We start from the raw sequence: 14,778 nt of genomic DNA, 5'->3' as shown, positions 1-14,778 counted from the left end.
GGGACCGGCGGCACACCGCCGCCGCGGATTGGGGGCCGGGGGCGGGTAGCGTCTGCAGGATGGTGCTGGAGTCCATCAACGCCCCGGCCGACCTCCGTCATCTCGATGACGCCGAGCTGGAGACCCTGGCCCGCGAGATCCGGGAGTTCGTCGTCCAGGCGGTGTCGGTCACCGGCGGGCACCTCGGCTCCAACCTGGGGGTGGTCGAGCTGACCCTGGCCCTCCACCGGGTGTACTCGTCGCCGCGCGACATCCTGCTCTGGGACACCGGGCACCTGGCGTACGTGCACAAGATCGTGACCGGGAGACGGGACATGTTCCCGACCCTGCGCCAGGCCGGCGGGCTCGCCGGGTACCCGTCGCGGGCGGAGTCGGTCCACGACTGGGTGGAGAACAGCCACGCGTCGACGATCCTGTCCTACGCCCACGGGCTCTCGGCGGCGGTGGCGCGCAGCAACGCCCCGGAGCGGAGGGTGGTGGCGGTCATAGGCGACGGGTCGATGACCGGCGGCATGGCGTTCGAAGGTCTCAACAACCTGGGCCATTCCGGGTCCAAGGTGGTGATCGTCCTCAACGACAACGGGCGCAGCTACGCCCCGACGATCTCCCGCCTGTCGGAGAGCATGACCAAGATCCGGCTCCATCCCGGGTTGCGTCAGGTCCGTTCCCGCCTGGAAGAAGCGCTCAGGGACCTGCCGGCGGTGGGCGGACTGGCCTACCACAGCCTGCAGGGCCTGTACTCGGCGATGCGCGAGGTCGTCGAGCCGCCAGCGTTTTTCGAGTCGCTCGGGGTCCGATACGTCGGGCCGATCGACGGCCACGACATCGCCGGCATGGAGCAGGCGCTTCGCCAGGCCAACGAGTTCGACGGGCCGATCGTGGTCCACGTGGTCACCCAGAAGGGCCGCGGGTACGGGCCGGCGGAGACCGACGACGAGAAGTGCCTGCACGACGCACCGGTGTTCGACCCGGCGGTCGGCCCGCCGGCGGGATGGAGTTCCCCCAAGGGTTACACCCAGGCGTTCAACGAGGCGATGCTGGCCGCCGGCGAGGACCATCCGACTCTGGTCGCGATCACCGCGGCGATGCCGGGGCCGACCGGGCTGCTGCCGTTCTCCCACCGGTGGCCGGACCGCTTCTTCGACGTCGGGATCGCCGAGCAGCACGCGGTGACATCCGCGGCGGGGATGGCCATGGGCGGCTTGCGGCCGGTGGTCGCGGTGTACTCGACGTTCTTCTCCCGGGCGTTCGACCAGGCCAACCTGGACGTCGGCCTTCATGGGCTGCCGGTCGTGTTCGCGCTCGACCGGGCCGGGATCACCGGCGACGACGGGCCCAGCCATCACGGCGTGCTCGACATGGCGCTGTGCTTGAAGATCCCAGGCATGACGATCTTCGCCCCGTCATCCGCGCAGGAGGTGCCGGTCATGCTGGAGACCGCTCTCGGTTTGAGCGGCCCCTCGGCGATCCGCTACCCGAAGACCGCGGCCCGCCACGTCGAAGCCGACCAGGTCGGCTCCGGGCTCCACGCCCGCAAGGTCCGAGCCGGGGACGGCGCGGTCGCCATCCTGGCGGTCGGCAAGATGGTCGAGGCAGCCGAGGAGGCCGCGGGGATCCTGGCCGCCGACGGCGTCGACGCCACCGTGTGGGACGTGCGTGTCGTGCGCCCGCTCGACCCGGAGATGATCGCCGACGCCGGCCGCCATCAGCTGGTGGTCACCGTCGAGGACGGCATCCGCCAAGGGGGCGCCGGCACCTGCATCGCCGACGCCATCGCCGACCTGCAAGAGACCCGCACCGGGCCGCCGGTCCTGTCGCTCGGCGTTCCGACGTCATACATCGCCCACGGCAAGCCGGACCGCATCCTCACCGCACTCGGGCTCGACGGGCCTGGGATCGCGGCCGCTACGGCCAAGACCCTCCCCCGCTCGCTGCTCGACTCGCTGCCCGGCGCTGACCCCGACGCGGAGGCCAGCGCCGGCTCGTAGGCGTCGGGGACCGTCATCGGCTAGGGCGTGTAGCGGCGCTCCAGACGGCTGATCTCGCCGAGGCCGACGGCCTCGACCATGTCGTCGAAGGAGGGCAGGTCGGTGGCCGCCTGCTGCGGTGTGCCGTCCGCTTTGACCTGGGCCAGCACCGCTCGCATCGCTGCGGTGGCCGCCAGCAAGGTGGTGATCGGCATGATGACCAGCGCGAAGCCCATCGCGGTCAGCTCCGCCAGTGACAGCGGCGGCGTCCGGCCGCCCTCCACCCAGTTGAACAGCAGCGGGGTCCCGGCCAGCTCGGCCGCCACCCGTTCGATCTCGCCGACGCCCTCCAGCGCTTCCACGAACAGCATGTCGGCGCCGGCGTCGCGGTAGGCCCGGGCCCGGTCCAGCGCCGCGTCGAGCCCTTCCACGGCCCGGGCGTCGGTCCGGGCGATGAGGACCAGATCCGGGTCGCTGCGGGCGTCCGTTGCGGCGCGCAGCTTGGCGACCATCTCCCCGACCGCGACGACGTCTTTGCCGGCCATGTGCCCGCACCGCTTGGGCTGCACCTGGTCCTCCAGGTGCAGCGCCGCCACCCCGGCGCGCTCGTACTCCTGCACCGTGCGGATGACCGTCACTGCGTTGCCGTACCCGGTGTCGGCGTCGGCGATGAGCGGCACGTCCACCGCGGCGGCCAGCCGGGCGGCGTGTCCGGCCATCTCGCTCAGGCCGAGGAGGCCGACGTCGGGACGCCCGAGCAGCGACGCGGCGGCCCCGAAGCCAGTCATGTACACCGCCTCGAACCCGGCCGCCTCGATCAGGCGGGCGCCGAGCGCGTCGTAGGCGCCGGGCGCCAGCAGCGGTTCGTCGCGCCGGAGCAGCTCCCGTAGGGTCCCGGGACCGCCGGGGCGGGTACGGAGGAGGTCGGCCATGGGTCGATCCTGCCCACGCCGCAGCGCCGGCAGCAAACTATGGGCCGGCGCGCCCGGCGGAGCGGATCCGGCCGGTCAGGTGACGCATGCCAGACTCGCCGGATGGAAGCCGCTGCTCTCGTCACCGCCGTCCGCCGCGACGGCGAGGACCTCATCGCTGCCGCCGAGGCCGCAGCCGCCGTCGACGTACCGACCTGCCCCGGCTGGGACATGCCCAAGTTGGTCCGCCACGTCTCGGGTGTCCACCGGTGGTGCGCGGCGATCGTCGCGTCGGGCGACGCGGTGCGCAGGAGAGACATGGCCACGCCGGGCGAGGGGGTGGCCTTCGCCGAGCTCGCCTCCTGGTACCGAGAAGGCCTCGACCTGGTGTGCTCGACCCTGGCTGACGCCGACCCCGCCGCCCCGGCGTGGACGTTCTCGTCGGCGGGGCAACAAAGCGTGGCGTGGTGGCAGCGGCGAATGGCCGCCGAGACGTCGGTGCATCGGTGGGACGCTCAGCACGCCGGCGGCCCTGCCGGTGCGCAGCCCATCGCCGCCGGGGTGGCCGTCGAGGGCATCGCCGAGTACTTCGGGGACTTCCTGCCGCGGGCGTTGGAGCAGGCCGGCGTCGACCTGCACGGCACCTTGCACCTCCACGCCACCGACGACGTGGAGGGCGGCGAGTGGCTGGTCGATTTCGACACCTCGCCGCTGTCGGTCAGCGCCGGGCACGCGAAGGCCGACACCGCCATCAGGGGCCCGGCGTCGGACTTGATGCTCTGGCTCTGGAACCGCCTGGCGGGTGGCGGCTCGCGCTTGGAGGTGTTCGGCTCTCCTGAACCGCTCGCGGCCTGGCCCCGCCTGGTCCTCTAAGACGCGGACGTCTCGGTCCTGTTAGACGCAGGCGTCTGGTCTGTTAGACGCAGGCGTCTTACTCGTCACCGGGCCAGGCGCCGGTGGCCTTCTCGAAACCGACAGCTCCGCCCCGGTCGGTGGCGGCCTTCACCAGACCGAAGATCGCGCCTTGGAGCGCGGCGGCCGAGAGCACCTCGGGCCAGCTGCGCCGGGCGTCGGTGGACGCCGGGGCATCCTCGCCCCGGCCGAGCGCCTTCCACGCCGCGGCGAACAGCCTGGTCGCAACGATGCCGCCGAGCACGCTCGCCGCCATGCCCAGCGGCTTGTAAGCGATCTTGGCGATCATGACGCCCGCCTGCGGCGGCGACGCCGGATCAGCAGCAACAAGCCCAGGGCACCACCTGCCGCGGCGGCCGCCTTCGGGTTCTGGCGCATCTTCGCCGCGCCGGCCTGAGCCTTCGGGGCCAGCGCGTCGAGGGCCGGGCGGGCCTGCTCTGGGATCTTCTGGTCCAGCTTGTGGGCCGCCTCTCCGGCGGTCGCTTTCAAATCGGCGACCTTCTCCCCCGCCCTGGCCTTGACGTCGGCTTTCTGGCCGAGGGCCTGAATGGTGTCGGCCATCTCCTCGCGGGTTTCCTCTATGGCTTCGCGGATCGCGCCTGGGTCTTCAGCCATTCCACGTCCTCCTTGGTGCTCTCGACGGCCTGTGAGGGCACGGGGGGCGTGCCTTCTTGGATCTCCTTCTTGCCGCGCAACCCGAGGACACCGGCCACCCCCAACAGGGCGGCACCGACCACCAGCGCCGCAGCCCAGACGGGCAACGCGTTGGCCAGTCCGGCGACGCCTGCTGCGGTGAGCGCCCCGAGGGCCAGCACCGCGACAACGCCCGCCCCGCCGTAGAGCCCGGCACCGGCGCCGGCCCTCCTACCCTTCTCCGCCAGCTCGGCTTTCGCCAGCTCGACCTCCTGGTGGACCAGCGTCGTCGTTTGATGGCTCAGCTGGCGCAGCAGCTCTGCGACGGAGTCACTGCCGGTTGCGGGGGCGTCTCGGGTGTCGGCCACGCTCAGGTCCTATCCCGCTCGGGCCGCTTCATGCGCTACGGATCGGGTTGGGGCGGCAACGGCTCGAGCAGCTCGGGGCCGTCCTGGTCGACCTTGTTGACCCGGGTGCTGACCGGGAACGCCTCGAACCACTCGTCGGGAGCGGGGACCAGCAGCCCCTCCAGCGTGGCTCGGTCCTCGACTTCGGGGTCGAGCCACGTCGGCCAGGCGTCTGGACCGAGCACCACCGGCATCCGGTCGTGGATGGATGACAAAGCGGCGTTGGCTGCGGTGGTCACGATCACCGCGGTGCGAAGCGGCGCCTCGTCGGGATCAGCGCCGGGCGGACGCCACAGCTCCCACAAACCGGCGAACGCCATCGGCCGGCGATCCCGGCGGCGGATGGCCCACGGCAGCTTGCCCCGCTTCTTCCCGCCCGCTACGTCGGGGCGGGGCTGCCACTCGTAGAAGGCGTCGGCGGGGATCAGGCAGCGACGCTTGAGCAGCGCCTTGCGGTACGCCGGCTTGTCGCCGATGCCCTCCGCCCTGGCGTTGATCATCTTGTTGCCGACCGACGGATCCTTCGCCCACGAGGGGACCAGCCCCCACTTGAACGTGCCGAGCGCCCGGACCACTTTCCCCTCCTGATCCTTGGACCGGCGGGCGGCTACCGCGAGGATCGGCTGGGTGGGGGCGACGTTGTAGCGAGCCGGGAGGGGCTCGGTGCGGATCTCGTCGACGGCGAAGGTCTCGGCCAGCACGTCGATGCTGGTCGTCGAGGTGTAGCGGCCGCACACGCCTTCGGGCCGCTATTCCGCCCGCTCGATCTCCAGGTCGCCCGACGCCTGCCGGGCCCTGATGACCTTCTTGTCGAACTTGCCGACGGTCGTCTTCGGCAGCTCGTCGACGAACGTCCAGCGCTCGGGCAGCCAGAAACGGGCGACGCGCGGCGCCAGCCAGTCCCGGATCTCGTTGGCGGACACCTCGGAACCGGCCTTGCGGACGACGACCGCGAGGGGCCGCTCCCCCCACTTGTCGTCGCGGACGCCGACGACGCTGGCCTCGACGACGTCTGGGTGGCCCATTATCTCGTTTTCGAGGGCGACCGACGAGATCCACTCGCCGCCCGACTTGATCACGTCTTTGACCCGGTCGCTGATCGTCAGGAAACCGTGATCGTCGATGCTGCCGATGTCACCGGTGCGCAGCCAGCCGTCGTGGAACTTCTCGGGGTCGTCGACTTGGTAGTAGGACCCGGTGACCCACGGCCCGCGGGCCTCGATCTCCCCGGTCGTGGTCCCGTCCCAAGGCGCCTCCTCGCCGGAGTCGGTGACGATCCTCAGCTGCACGCCGGGGACGATCCGCCCGGCCTTGAGCCGCCACGCGGCCATGGTGGGATCGTCGGCGGTCGGCTCCGCGTCCGCCGGCGGTGAGCTGACCGTGCACACCGGGCTGGTCTCGGTCATCCCCCATCCCTGCAGCATCGTGACGCCGAGACCGTCGAAGGTGTCGAGCAGCACCTGGGGCAGCGCCGACCCCCCGGAGAGCAAGAACCTCACCGACGACAAGTCGGTGGGGTGATCGGCGACGTACTGGGCCAGCGACGACCAGATGGTCGGCACGCCCGCGGAGAGGGTGACCTTGGCCTTCTCGATCATCTTCGCGATCGGCTCGCCCTGCAGCCAACGCGACGGCATCACGATGTCAGCGCCGTGCATCCACGCCGCGTACGGGTAGCCCCAGGCGTTGACGTGGAACTGGGGGACGATGATCAGGATCTTGTCGTTCTCGCTCAGCGTCAGGGCACCGGTGTTGTTGGCGGCGAAGGCGTGCAACCAAGTCGAGCGGTGGCTGTAGGCCACCCCTTTGGGGTCCCCGGTGGTGCCGCTGGTGAAGCACATCGCAGCTGCGGAGCGCTCGTCGAGCACCGGCCAGTCGTAGCCCGCAGGGGCGGCCGCGAGCAGCTCCTCGTAGTCGTGGACCGGGCCCAGCCCCTCCAGCGCGGCGCGCACCTCGGGTGCCAGCGGCGCGCCGTCGTCGACGATCACGACGTGCTCGACGGTCTTCAGTTCGTCGGCCACCTTGGCCAGCAGGGGGGCGACGGTGGCGTGGACCAAAACCACCTTGTCCTCGGCGGCGTTGGCGATGTGGATCAGCTGGTCGGCGGGGAGGCGAAGGTTGAGGGTGTGCAAGACCGCGCCGGCGCCGGGAACGGCGAAGTACGCCTCCAGGTGCTCCTGGGTGTTCCACATGAAGGTGGCCACCCGGTCGTCGGGGCCGACCCCGAGGCCGGCCAGCGCGTTGGCCAGCTGCTCGGTGCGCGCCGCGACCTCGGCGAAGCTGGCCTCCTTGAAGCCGTCACCGTCGAAAGTCAGCACCCGGCTGCGCCGGTGGACCTTCTGACCGTGAGTGAAGATGGATGAGACGGTCAGAGGCACGTCCTGCATGGTGCTGAGCATGACGGCAGCCTAAATGGGGTGCCGGGCTTGTGTCAGCCGCCCCCCGCCCGATCCGCCGGCGCCGCCACGCCGGAGGCCGGTCAGCGCTGGAACAGGGCGAAGAAGTCCCGGCTGCTGGCCGTCAGATAGTTCGAGGTCGACGGCTGCATGTCAGCGAGCAGCTTGGTCACCGTCAGCCCGCCGACCAGGCTGGAGGGGTCGGTGCCGGCGGCGGGCTCGCCGTAGGTGAAAAAGCAGGTCCACGCCGAGTTGATGTCCATCTCCATGGCCCGCACCGCCCCGGCCCGGCTGAGCAGCTGGGCCAGGGTGAGGGCGGAGAGCCCGTCGCCGGCGGCGTAGACGACGGCCCCGTCTGCTGTCACCCCGAGGCCCGAACGCCACACCAGGACTTTGTTGCCGACCGTGACACCCCATTTGGAGGTGTTGCCGCTCAAGACGTCGGGTACCGGCTGGCCGTCGTCGACGATCAGGGCCAGGTTTTGCCTGGCGAACACCACGTTGGGGCTCATCGTGATGTCGCGGCCCCACTGCCCGACGTTGATGTCGCCTTTGGCGTCGATCCAGGCGGTGGCTTGACCGGCGACGAGCGGCCGGGCGTAGCGACCGTTCGCGTAGTAGCCGCCTTGGGCGTCTTGCATCTTGAAACCGGAGTTGAAGGCGGCGACGAGCTGCGAACGCAGACCGACGGCGATCGGCGCCTGGTCGGGCCAGACCCCGCCGGGCTCCTCGACGCCGGCGTAGCCGACGGCCTTGACGACCTTGGGGTCGATCCACGCCACCGCCGACACCAAGCTGGTGTGCACCGCGTCGGGCCTGAGGTACGCCGCCTCGATCGCCGGGTGGCCGTTGACGGTGCTGATGGTCTTCCACTGGCCTTCACCGGCGAGCGGGGTGGCCACGAACGGCTGGATCGGCGCGGGGTCGGGCAGGACCGCGGAGGACGGGGGGAGGGTCCTGCTCCCGGACCCGGCCCCGGCCCCGGCCTTGGCCCCGCTCGAGATCTGGCCCGCGACCGCCCCGGACGGGGCACCGCCCTTCTTCGGCTGGTGGTGGGTGTAGTAGAAGTTCTCGATGTCGTTGACCAGCCAACGGAAGTGGTGGATCCGCAGCCACTCCGTCGAGCGGATGCTGAGCGCGACGTTCCCAGGGGCGGTCAGGTACTCCCCGTAGCTGACCAGAGTGGGGATGACCAGCGCCACGACGACCACGAGGGCGGCCCACCGGCGCCGCACCGTCGCGGAGGGTCGTCCCCCGGGACGGACGGGACGAAAGCCCGAAAGCTCGGTGCGACCCCCGTCGCGGGCCCGGAGTTCGGAGAGGCTCTTCATGGGTCCGCCCGTGACGGTACCAACCAGCGCGCACCCCCCACAGTCATGCCCAGCTTCGGGGGGTTGCGGCAGGTAGCCTGGCCGGCCGGGACCGCAGCGTCCGAGGGACCTGCGACCCGACGCGTCACCGCTTCGCACCGACGATCGTGAGCTGAACCACCCTGTGAAACCATCCTCGCTCTCCGCCGCCTTCCGGCGCGTGCCGGTCCGGGTGCTCGCCGCACGGGCTCGTGGCGTGGTGACCGGCCCCCCGCTGCTGGCCGCGGCGCTGGCCGCCGTCGCGTGGGCGGTGGGGGTGAAAGGCACCGATCAGGCGGCGCAGACGTTCTGGGTGTTGGAGGTCCGCCAGCACGGCCTGTCGCTGTTCAACAGCGCCTGGTACGGAGGCGTGTACCCGCTCTCCTACAGCGCCGGGTTCCCGGTGCTCGGAGCGCTCATCGGGCTGGCCGGCTGCTCGGTGGTGATGTCGGCTTTGGCCACCTGGGCCTTCGACCGTCTCACCGTCGACTTCCTCGGCCGGCGGACCGCCGGCAGCTGGTACTTCGCGGTGTCGTCGCTGCTGCAGGTGGCGATCGGACAGATGCCGTTCCTCTGCGGCGAAGCGTTCGGGCTGGCCGCGGTGCTGGCGCTCACCCACCGCCGGCGGGGGCTGGCCCTGGCGCTCGGCGTGGCCTCGGCGTTGTGCTCACCGCTCGCGGCGGCGTTCTTGGCGATGGCCTGCCTGGCGTGGGGTTGGCGCAGCCGGGGGGCCAACTGGTGGCCGGTGTGGCTGGCGGTGTTGAGCATGGTGATCGTCGGTGGGGTCAGCCTGGCGTTCCCGGGGGACGGCTACTTCCCGTTCCCGTGGACCGAGCTGGTCATGATCGAGCTGCTGTGCCTGGCCGTGGCCAGCCCGTTGGTGCGCACCACGCCGGCGGTCCGGGTCGCGGTGGGGATCTACGCGGTCGCCTCGCTGGCGTCGTTCGCGGTGCCCAACCCGCTCGGCGGCAACGCCGGGCGGCTGGCCACCGCGGTGGGGATCCCGCTGCTGGCCTGCTTTGTCACCGCCCCGGAGGCGGCCCGCTTCCACCTGTCGCTCCCCCGTCGGGTGGCGCAGCTGCGCCACCCGCTGCTCCAGGGCCGCTGGCAGCGTTACGCCGGGGTGGTCCTCCTACCTTTCGCGGTGTGGCAGTGGGCGCCGGGGGTTACCGCGGTCGCGTCGTCCCACAGCGACCCTTCGACCAACAAGGCCTTCTACCAGCCGCTGCTGGCCAGGCTCGGCGCCCACAACCAGGATCCGCAGCGGATCGAGATCGTCCCGACCGCGGAGCATTGGGAGGCCGCGTTCGTCGCAACCAAGCTGTCGCTGGCGCGGGGCTGGGAACGCCAGATCGACACCGCCCGCAACCCGCTGTTCTACCAACCGGGGCTGCTCAACGCCGCCTCGTACCAGCAGTGGCTGGTGGCCAACGGCATCCGGTGGGTGGCGTTGCCGAACGCGCCGCTCGATTACGCCGGCAAGGCCGAGGCCCAACTGGTGCGCTCCGGGGCGGTCGCCGACCTGGCCCCGGTCTGGCACGACGCCAATTGGCGGCTGTGGCAGGTCACCGACAGTCCCGGCCTGGTCAGCGGTCCGGCTCACCTCACCATGCTGGCCCCCGACCACCTGACCCTGTCGGCGTCCGCGCCGGGGACCGTGACCGTACGGGTGCGTTGGAGCCCCTATTGGACCTTCACCGCCGGGACCGGGTGTGTGGCCCAGGACCCGCAGGGGTGGACGGTGCTGCGGGTGGCCAGCACCGGAACGGTCCAGCTGAGCGCCCAGATCGGGGCGTCGCGAGGACCGGCGTGCCCGCAGCCTTGAGCCTCATCCGGTCGGCTCCGCCCGTGTAGGAAACGTCCCGATCGGGCAGCGTACCGGCATGGCCAGACACCCCCTCGGTCGCGTCGCGGCCGCCCTCGGCGCCTGCGGCGTCCTCATCGGTTGGGCGTCAGCACCGGCGATGGCGTCACCGTCGTGGCCGACCTACCACGGCGACCCCAGCCGGACCGGCGCCGACGTGTCCGAAGCGCCGCTGTCGCCGTTGTCGCAGGCGTGGAGCGCGACGCCGGACGGCAGCGCGGTGTACGGCCAGCCGGTCGTGGCGGACGGCCGGGTGATCATGGCCGACGAGGCGGACCGGGTCTACGCCCTCGACGCCCACGACGGCCATGTGCTGTGGGCGGCGTCCCTCGGCTCCCCGCTGACCAACGTGGCCCGTCAGGCCGGCTGCGGTGACGTCGACCCGCTCGGGGTGACTTCCACGCCGGTCATCGACACTGCCTCCGGCGTCGTGTACGTGGTGGGCGAGGTGTCCAACGGCGGCGCCGGCCCGGTGCACCACCAGCTGACCGGGTTCAATCTCTACACGGGCGCGGTGGTGAGCTCGGTCGACGCCGACCCTCCCGGTATCAGCGCCGACCAGGACCTCCACCTGCAGCAGCGGGGGGCGCTGGCGTTGGCCAACGGCCGGGTGTACGTGACCTACGGGGGCCTGTACGGGGATTGCGGGACCTACCACGGGTGGGTGGTGGGCGTGGACCCGGCCGGCGCCCGGCCCAACGTGGCCTTCGAGGTGGCCGCCGACAACCCGGGCGGGGGCGGCGCGATCTGGGGGGCGGCCGGGCCGGCCGTCGACAGCGCCGGCGACGTGTACGTGTCGACCGGCAACCCCAACAACCCGTCCAACCCGGCCAAGGCCTACACCGAGAGCGTCGTGAAGCTCAACGCCGACCTCCAAGTGCTCGCCAGTTATCAGTCCAACGCCAGCGGTGACGCCGACTTGGGCTCCGACCCGCCGACGTTGCTGCCCAACGGCGACGTGTTCGCGGCGGGGAAGGCCGACGTCGGGTACCTGCTAGATCCCGGGTTTCACGTGCTCAGCCAGGTGAACGTCTGCGGCAGCGATGTGGACGGCGGCAACGCCTACGACGCGGCTACCAGCTCGATATACATCCCGTGCCGGGGCGGGGCCGTCGAACAGGTGAAGATCTCCGGGTCGAGCCTGTCCACCGGCTGGCAGGGAGGGGGCACCAACGGGCCGCCGGTGCTGGTCGACGGCAGCCTGTGGTCGGTCAACTACGGAGGTTCCCCGAGCGTGCTGCGGACGCTCGACCCGGCGTCGGGCACGGCCACCACGGTGGCGACCCTCCCCGCGGCGGTACCCAACTTCGCGTCGCCCTCGGCGGCCGACGGCCTGCTGCTCGTCGGCACCACGAAGGGGGTGGTGGCTTACGCCGGTCCGCAGGGGCCGCCGGCGCCGGCGCCGGGCGCGCCGGTCCCCGCCGCGTGCCTGCAGGCGCCGCCGTCGACGGGGTATCTGATGGCTGCGTCTGACGGCGGGGTGTTCGACTTCGGCGGGGCGCCGTTTTGCGGGTCGACGGGCAACGTGCCGCTGAACGCGCCGATCGTGGCGCTGGCGGCCGGGGCGCACGGCGGTTACTGGATGGCGGCGCGCGACGGAGGGGTGTTCTCGTTCGCGGCCCCGTTCTACGGGAGCCTGGGTGCCACCCACCTCAACCAGCCGATCGTCGGCATGGCCGCCACCCCCGACGGAGGCGGCTACTGGCTCGTCGCGTCCGACGGCGGCGTGTTCGGCTTCGGCGACGCCCACTTCTACGGCTCCACCGGCAACATCCACCTCAACCAGCCGATCGTCGGCATGGCCGCCACCCCCGACGGAGGCGGCTACCGGCTGACGGCTTCCGACGGCGGCGTGTTCGTCTTCGGTGACGCGTCCTTCGCCGGCTCGTTGGGCAACATCCGCCTCAACCGGCCGATCGTCGCCGCCGCCGCGCCCTGACCCAGCCGCCGGCGGCCCGCGCTGGGCGGCGCGGCGGTGCGTAGGCTCGGGGCGGCAGCCGCACGGGCGGCGCACCGGCCTGCACGGGCCGCACCCGGGAGGACCTTTCGATGACGCTGACCACGTCCTACACCCACGGCACGTCCGACGTGGCGCTGCTCGACGACACCATCGGCGCCAACTTGGCCGCCACCGCCGCCCGCTTCCCTGACAGCGAGGCGCTGGTCGAGGTCGCGACCGGCCGGCGCTGGACCTACCCGCAGCTGCACGGGTGGGCCCGGACGGTGGCCAAGGGTCTGATGGCCAGAGGGGTCACCGCCGGTGACCGGGTCGGCATCTGGTCGCCCAACTGCGCCGAGTGGATGGCGCTGCAGTACGCCACCGCGATGACCGGCGCGGTGCTGGTCAACCTCAACCCGGCGTACCGTACCTCTGAGCTGGCGTACGCGCTGCGCCAGTCCGGGGTGCGGCTCCTGGTGAGCGCGACCCGAATCAAGACCAGCGACTACCGGGCCATGGCCGAGGAGGTGGCCGCGGCAGGGGAGACGCCGGCGCTGTCGGAGATGGTGTGGATCGGCGACCAGTCGTGGGCCGACCTCGAGGCCGCCGGCGCCGACATCGAAGACGCGGCCCTCGACGCCCGCAGCGCGGAGCTGTCGTGCGACGATCCGATCAACATCCAGTACACGTCGGGCACGACCGGGTTCCCGAAGGGCGCGACCCTCTCGCACCACAACATCTTGAACAACGGGTATTTCATCGGGGAGTTGCTCGGCTACGGGCCCTCGGACCGGATCTGCGTGCCGGTGCCGTTCTACCACTGCTTCGGCATGGTGATCGGCAACCTGGCAGCTACCAGCCACGGATCGTGCATCGTGGTGCCCGCCCCTCTCTTCGACGCGGGCGCCACCCTGGCCGCGGTCGAAGCGGAGCGATGCACGTCGCTCTACGGGGTGCCGACCATGTTCATCGCCGAGCTGGCCCACCCGTCGTTCGCGGACCGGGACTTCTCCAGCCTGCGCACCGGCGTGATGGCCGGCTCCCCCTGCCCGGTCGAGGTCATGAAACGGGTGATCGCCGAGATGCACATGGGCGAGGTGGCGATCTGTTACGGGATGACCGAGACCTCTCCGGTGTCCACCCAGACCCGGGTCGACGACGACGTGGAGCGTCGGACCGGCACGGTTGGGCGGGTCCTCCCCCACCTGGAGGTCAAGGTGGTCGACCCGGCCACCGGCCGGACGGTGGCGCCGGGCACCCCCGGCGAGCTGTGCACCCGGGGCTACTCGGTGATGCTCGGCTACTGGGACGAGCCGGACAAGACCGCGGAGGCCATCGACGCGGCCCGGTGGATGCACACCGGCGACCTGGCGGTGATGCGAGAGGACGGCTACGTCAACATCGTCGGGCGGATCAAGGATCTGGTGATCCGAGGCGGGGAGAACATCTACCCCCGCGAGGTCGAGGAGTTCCTCTACACCCACCCCGACATCGAGGACGTGCAGGTCATCGGGGTGCCCGACGAGCGCTACGGCGAGGAGCTGATGGCGTGGGTGCGGCTGCGCCCCGGCAGCGGCGGGCTCGACGTGGCCGCGGTGCGGGAGTTCTGCGACGGGCGCATCGCCCGCCACAAGATCCCCCGCTACGTCCACGTAGTCGAGGAGTTCCCGATGACGGTGACGGGCAAGGTCCGCAAGGTGGAGATGCGCGAGATCTCCATCGGGCTGCTCGGCTTGGAGTCCGCGGCCAACCTGACCACCGCCTGACGACCGCCAGCGGGCGCGCCGGGGCGGAGCCGCCCGCGGGAGCAGTGACGGCTCCCGTCTAGAGTCGGCCGGTGGCGCAAACGACACGACCGACCCGCCGACCCCGGGCCGGGCTGCTCGCCTTGGCCGTCGCCGCGGTCTTGGCGGCCGTCGTGGTGGCCATCAGCTACTGGCGGTTCTGGGCTCCTGCAACCGACGCCCCCCAGTCCGCCGACGCGATCGTCATCCTCGGCGGCGAGGCCGAGGAGTCGACGTTCCCGAGCACTCTGGCGGCGCAGGGATGGGCCCCCAACCTGGTCATGTCGCTGCCGAATCCGGCCCAGGTGTGCCCGCCCTCGACCGGATCGCTCAACGTGATCTGCTTCAAGCCGGACCCGAAGAGCACCCGGGGCGAGGCCCGAGCGATCGGGGCGCTGGCCCGCCAGCACGGCTGGAAACGGCTGATCATCGTCAGCGGCCGGGCCCAGACGTCCCGGGCTCGCCTGCGCGTCGCTCGATGCTGGAACGGCGAGCTGCTGATGGTGCCGGCGCCGGCGCCGTCCAGCGTCGGCAAGCGTCTCTTCACCGTCGCCTACGAGTGGGGGGCGACGGCCAAAGCGCTGCTCTGGCAGCGCTCCTGCTGATCCCTCTCGGG

General features: G+C 71.5%; 13 protein-coding genes. 6 read left to right on the top strand and 7 right to left on the bottom strand.

Features of this window, described 5'->3' with window-relative positions:
- Positions 1–59 precede the first annotated feature (59 nt).
- Entirely contained in the window at positions 60–1,988 is a 1,929-nt protein-coding gene (dxs, locus tag K6U06_RS13245; protein WP_262322418.1) for a 1-deoxy-D-xylulose-5-phosphate synthase, read from the top strand.
- A gap of 20 nt (positions 1,989–2,008) precedes the next feature.
- Here dxs and K6U06_RS13240 read toward each other — a convergent pair whose 3' ends face one another.
- Positions 2,009–2,899, bottom strand: coding sequence for an oxaloacetate decarboxylase (locus K6U06_RS13240; RefSeq protein ID WP_262322417.1), 891 nt, complete (start codon positions 2,897–2,899; stop codon positions 2,009–2,011).
- 102 nt (positions 2,900–3,001) lie between these two features.
- Between K6U06_RS13240 and K6U06_RS13235 the strand changes: the two genes are divergently transcribed.
- Positions 3,002–3,751, top strand: a complete 750-nt coding sequence (locus tag K6U06_RS13235; protein ID WP_262322416.1) for a maleylpyruvate isomerase family mycothiol-dependent enzyme — start codon at positions 3,002–3,004, stop codon at positions 3,749–3,751.
- Between the two features lie 58 nt (positions 3,752–3,809).
- Here K6U06_RS13235 and K6U06_RS13230 read toward each other — a convergent pair whose 3' ends face one another.
- From K6U06_RS13230 to K6U06_RS13205, 6 genes are all read right to left on the bottom strand, one after another.
- On the bottom strand, positions 3,810–4,079 hold the full coding sequence (locus K6U06_RS13230; protein WP_262322415.1) for a DUF4235 domain-containing protein: 270 nt from the start codon (positions 4,077–4,079) through the stop codon (positions 3,810–3,812).
- Positions 4,076–4,405 (bottom strand): DUF3618 domain-containing protein, encoded by a 330-nt coding sequence (locus K6U06_RS13225; RefSeq protein WP_262322414.1) that lies wholly within the window; start codon positions 4,403–4,405, stop codon positions 4,076–4,078. Before K6U06_RS13225 ends, K6U06_RS13230 begins: the two co-directional genes overlap by 4 nt.
- Positions 4,369–4,791 carry a phage holin family protein gene (locus K6U06_RS13220; RefSeq protein WP_262322413.1) on the bottom strand — a complete coding sequence of 141 codons (423 nt, stop codon included), beginning with the start codon at positions 4,789–4,791 and terminating at the stop codon, positions 4,369–4,371. Before K6U06_RS13220 ends, K6U06_RS13225 begins: the two co-directional genes overlap by 37 nt.
- Before the next feature lie 35 nt (positions 4,792–4,826).
- Positions 4,827–5,567: an SOS response-associated peptidase gene (locus K6U06_RS13215; RefSeq protein WP_262322412.1), complete on the bottom strand. Its 741-nt coding sequence runs from the start codon at positions 5,565–5,567 to the stop codon at positions 4,827–4,829.
- Between the two features lie 12 nt (positions 5,568–5,579).
- A complete protein-coding gene (locus tag K6U06_RS13210; protein WP_262322411.1) occupies positions 5,580–7,229 on the bottom strand; it encodes a long-chain fatty acid--CoA ligase in 1,650 nt (549 codons plus the stop codon).
- Between the two features lie 80 nt (positions 7,230–7,309).
- Positions 7,310–8,557 (bottom strand): phosphodiester glycosidase family protein, encoded by a 1,248-nt coding sequence (locus K6U06_RS13205; protein ID WP_262322410.1) that lies wholly within the window; start codon positions 8,555–8,557, stop codon positions 7,310–7,312.
- A gap of 238 nt (positions 8,558–8,795) precedes the next feature.
- On the opposite strand from K6U06_RS13205, the gene K6U06_RS13200 reads away from it, so the two are divergent.
- From K6U06_RS13200 to K6U06_RS13185, 4 genes are all read left to right on the top strand, one after another.
- The gene (locus tag K6U06_RS13200; protein ID WP_262322409.1) at positions 8,796–10,400 is read left to right on the top strand and encodes a hypothetical protein; all 1,605 of its coding nucleotides are present in this window, start codon (positions 8,796–8,798) and stop codon (positions 10,398–10,400) included.
- A 58-nt stretch (positions 10,401–10,458) separates the two neighbouring features.
- Positions 10,459–12,378: a PQQ-like beta-propeller repeat protein gene (locus K6U06_RS13195; RefSeq protein WP_262322408.1), complete on the top strand. Its 1,920-nt coding sequence runs from the start codon at positions 10,459–10,461 to the stop codon at positions 12,376–12,378.
- Between the two features lie 110 nt (positions 12,379–12,488).
- A complete protein-coding gene (locus tag K6U06_RS13190) occupies positions 12,489–14,144 on the top strand; it encodes an AMP-binding protein (protein WP_262322407.1) in 1,656 nt (551 codons plus the stop codon).
- 71 nt (positions 14,145–14,215) lie between these two features.
- Entirely contained in the window at positions 14,216–14,767 is a 552-nt protein-coding gene (locus K6U06_RS13185; RefSeq protein WP_262322406.1) for a YdcF family protein, read from the top strand.
- The last annotated feature ends 11 nt before the right edge of the window (positions 14,768–14,778 follow it).

Origin of the sequence: Acidiferrimicrobium sp. IK, assembly GCF_025499425.1 — a bacterium.
In the GTDB taxonomy this organism is placed as follows: Bacteria; Actinomycetota; Acidimicrobiia; order Acidimicrobiales; family Palsa-688; genus Acidiferrimicrobium.
This window is presented reverse-complemented; position numbering and strand designations above follow the sequence as displayed.

Coding starts and splice junctions, on each gene's coding strand:
- dxs (WP_262322418.1), top strand. CDS start 60: ATGGTGCTGGAGTCCATCAACGCCCCGGCCGACCTCCGTCATCTCGAT.
- K6U06_RS13240 (WP_262322417.1), bottom strand. CDS start 2,899: ATGGCCGACCTCCTCCGTACCCGCCCCGGCGGTCCCGGGACCCTACGG.
- K6U06_RS13235 (WP_262322416.1), top strand. CDS start 3,002: ATGGAAGCCGCTGCTCTCGTCACCGCCGTCCGCCGCGACGGCGAGGAC.
- K6U06_RS13230 (WP_262322415.1), bottom strand. CDS start 4,079: ATGATCGCCAAGATCGCTTACAAGCCGCTGGGCATGGCGGCGAGCGTG.
- K6U06_RS13225 (WP_262322414.1), bottom strand. CDS start 4,405: ATGGCTGAAGACCCAGGCGCGATCCGCGAAGCCATAGAGGAAACCCGC.
- K6U06_RS13210 (WP_262322411.1), bottom strand. CDS start 7,229: ATGCTCAGCACCATGCAGGACGTGCCTCTGACCGTCTCATCCATCTTC.
- K6U06_RS13205 (WP_262322410.1), bottom strand. CDS start 8,557: ATGAAGAGCCTCTCCGAACTCCGGGCCCGCGACGGGGGTCGCACCGAG.
- K6U06_RS13195 (WP_262322408.1), top strand. CDS start 10,459: ATGGCCAGACACCCCCTCGGTCGCGTCGCGGCCGCCCTCGGCGCCTGC.
- K6U06_RS13190 (WP_262322407.1), top strand. CDS start 12,489: ATGACGCTGACCACGTCCTACACCCACGGCACGTCCGACGTGGCGCTG.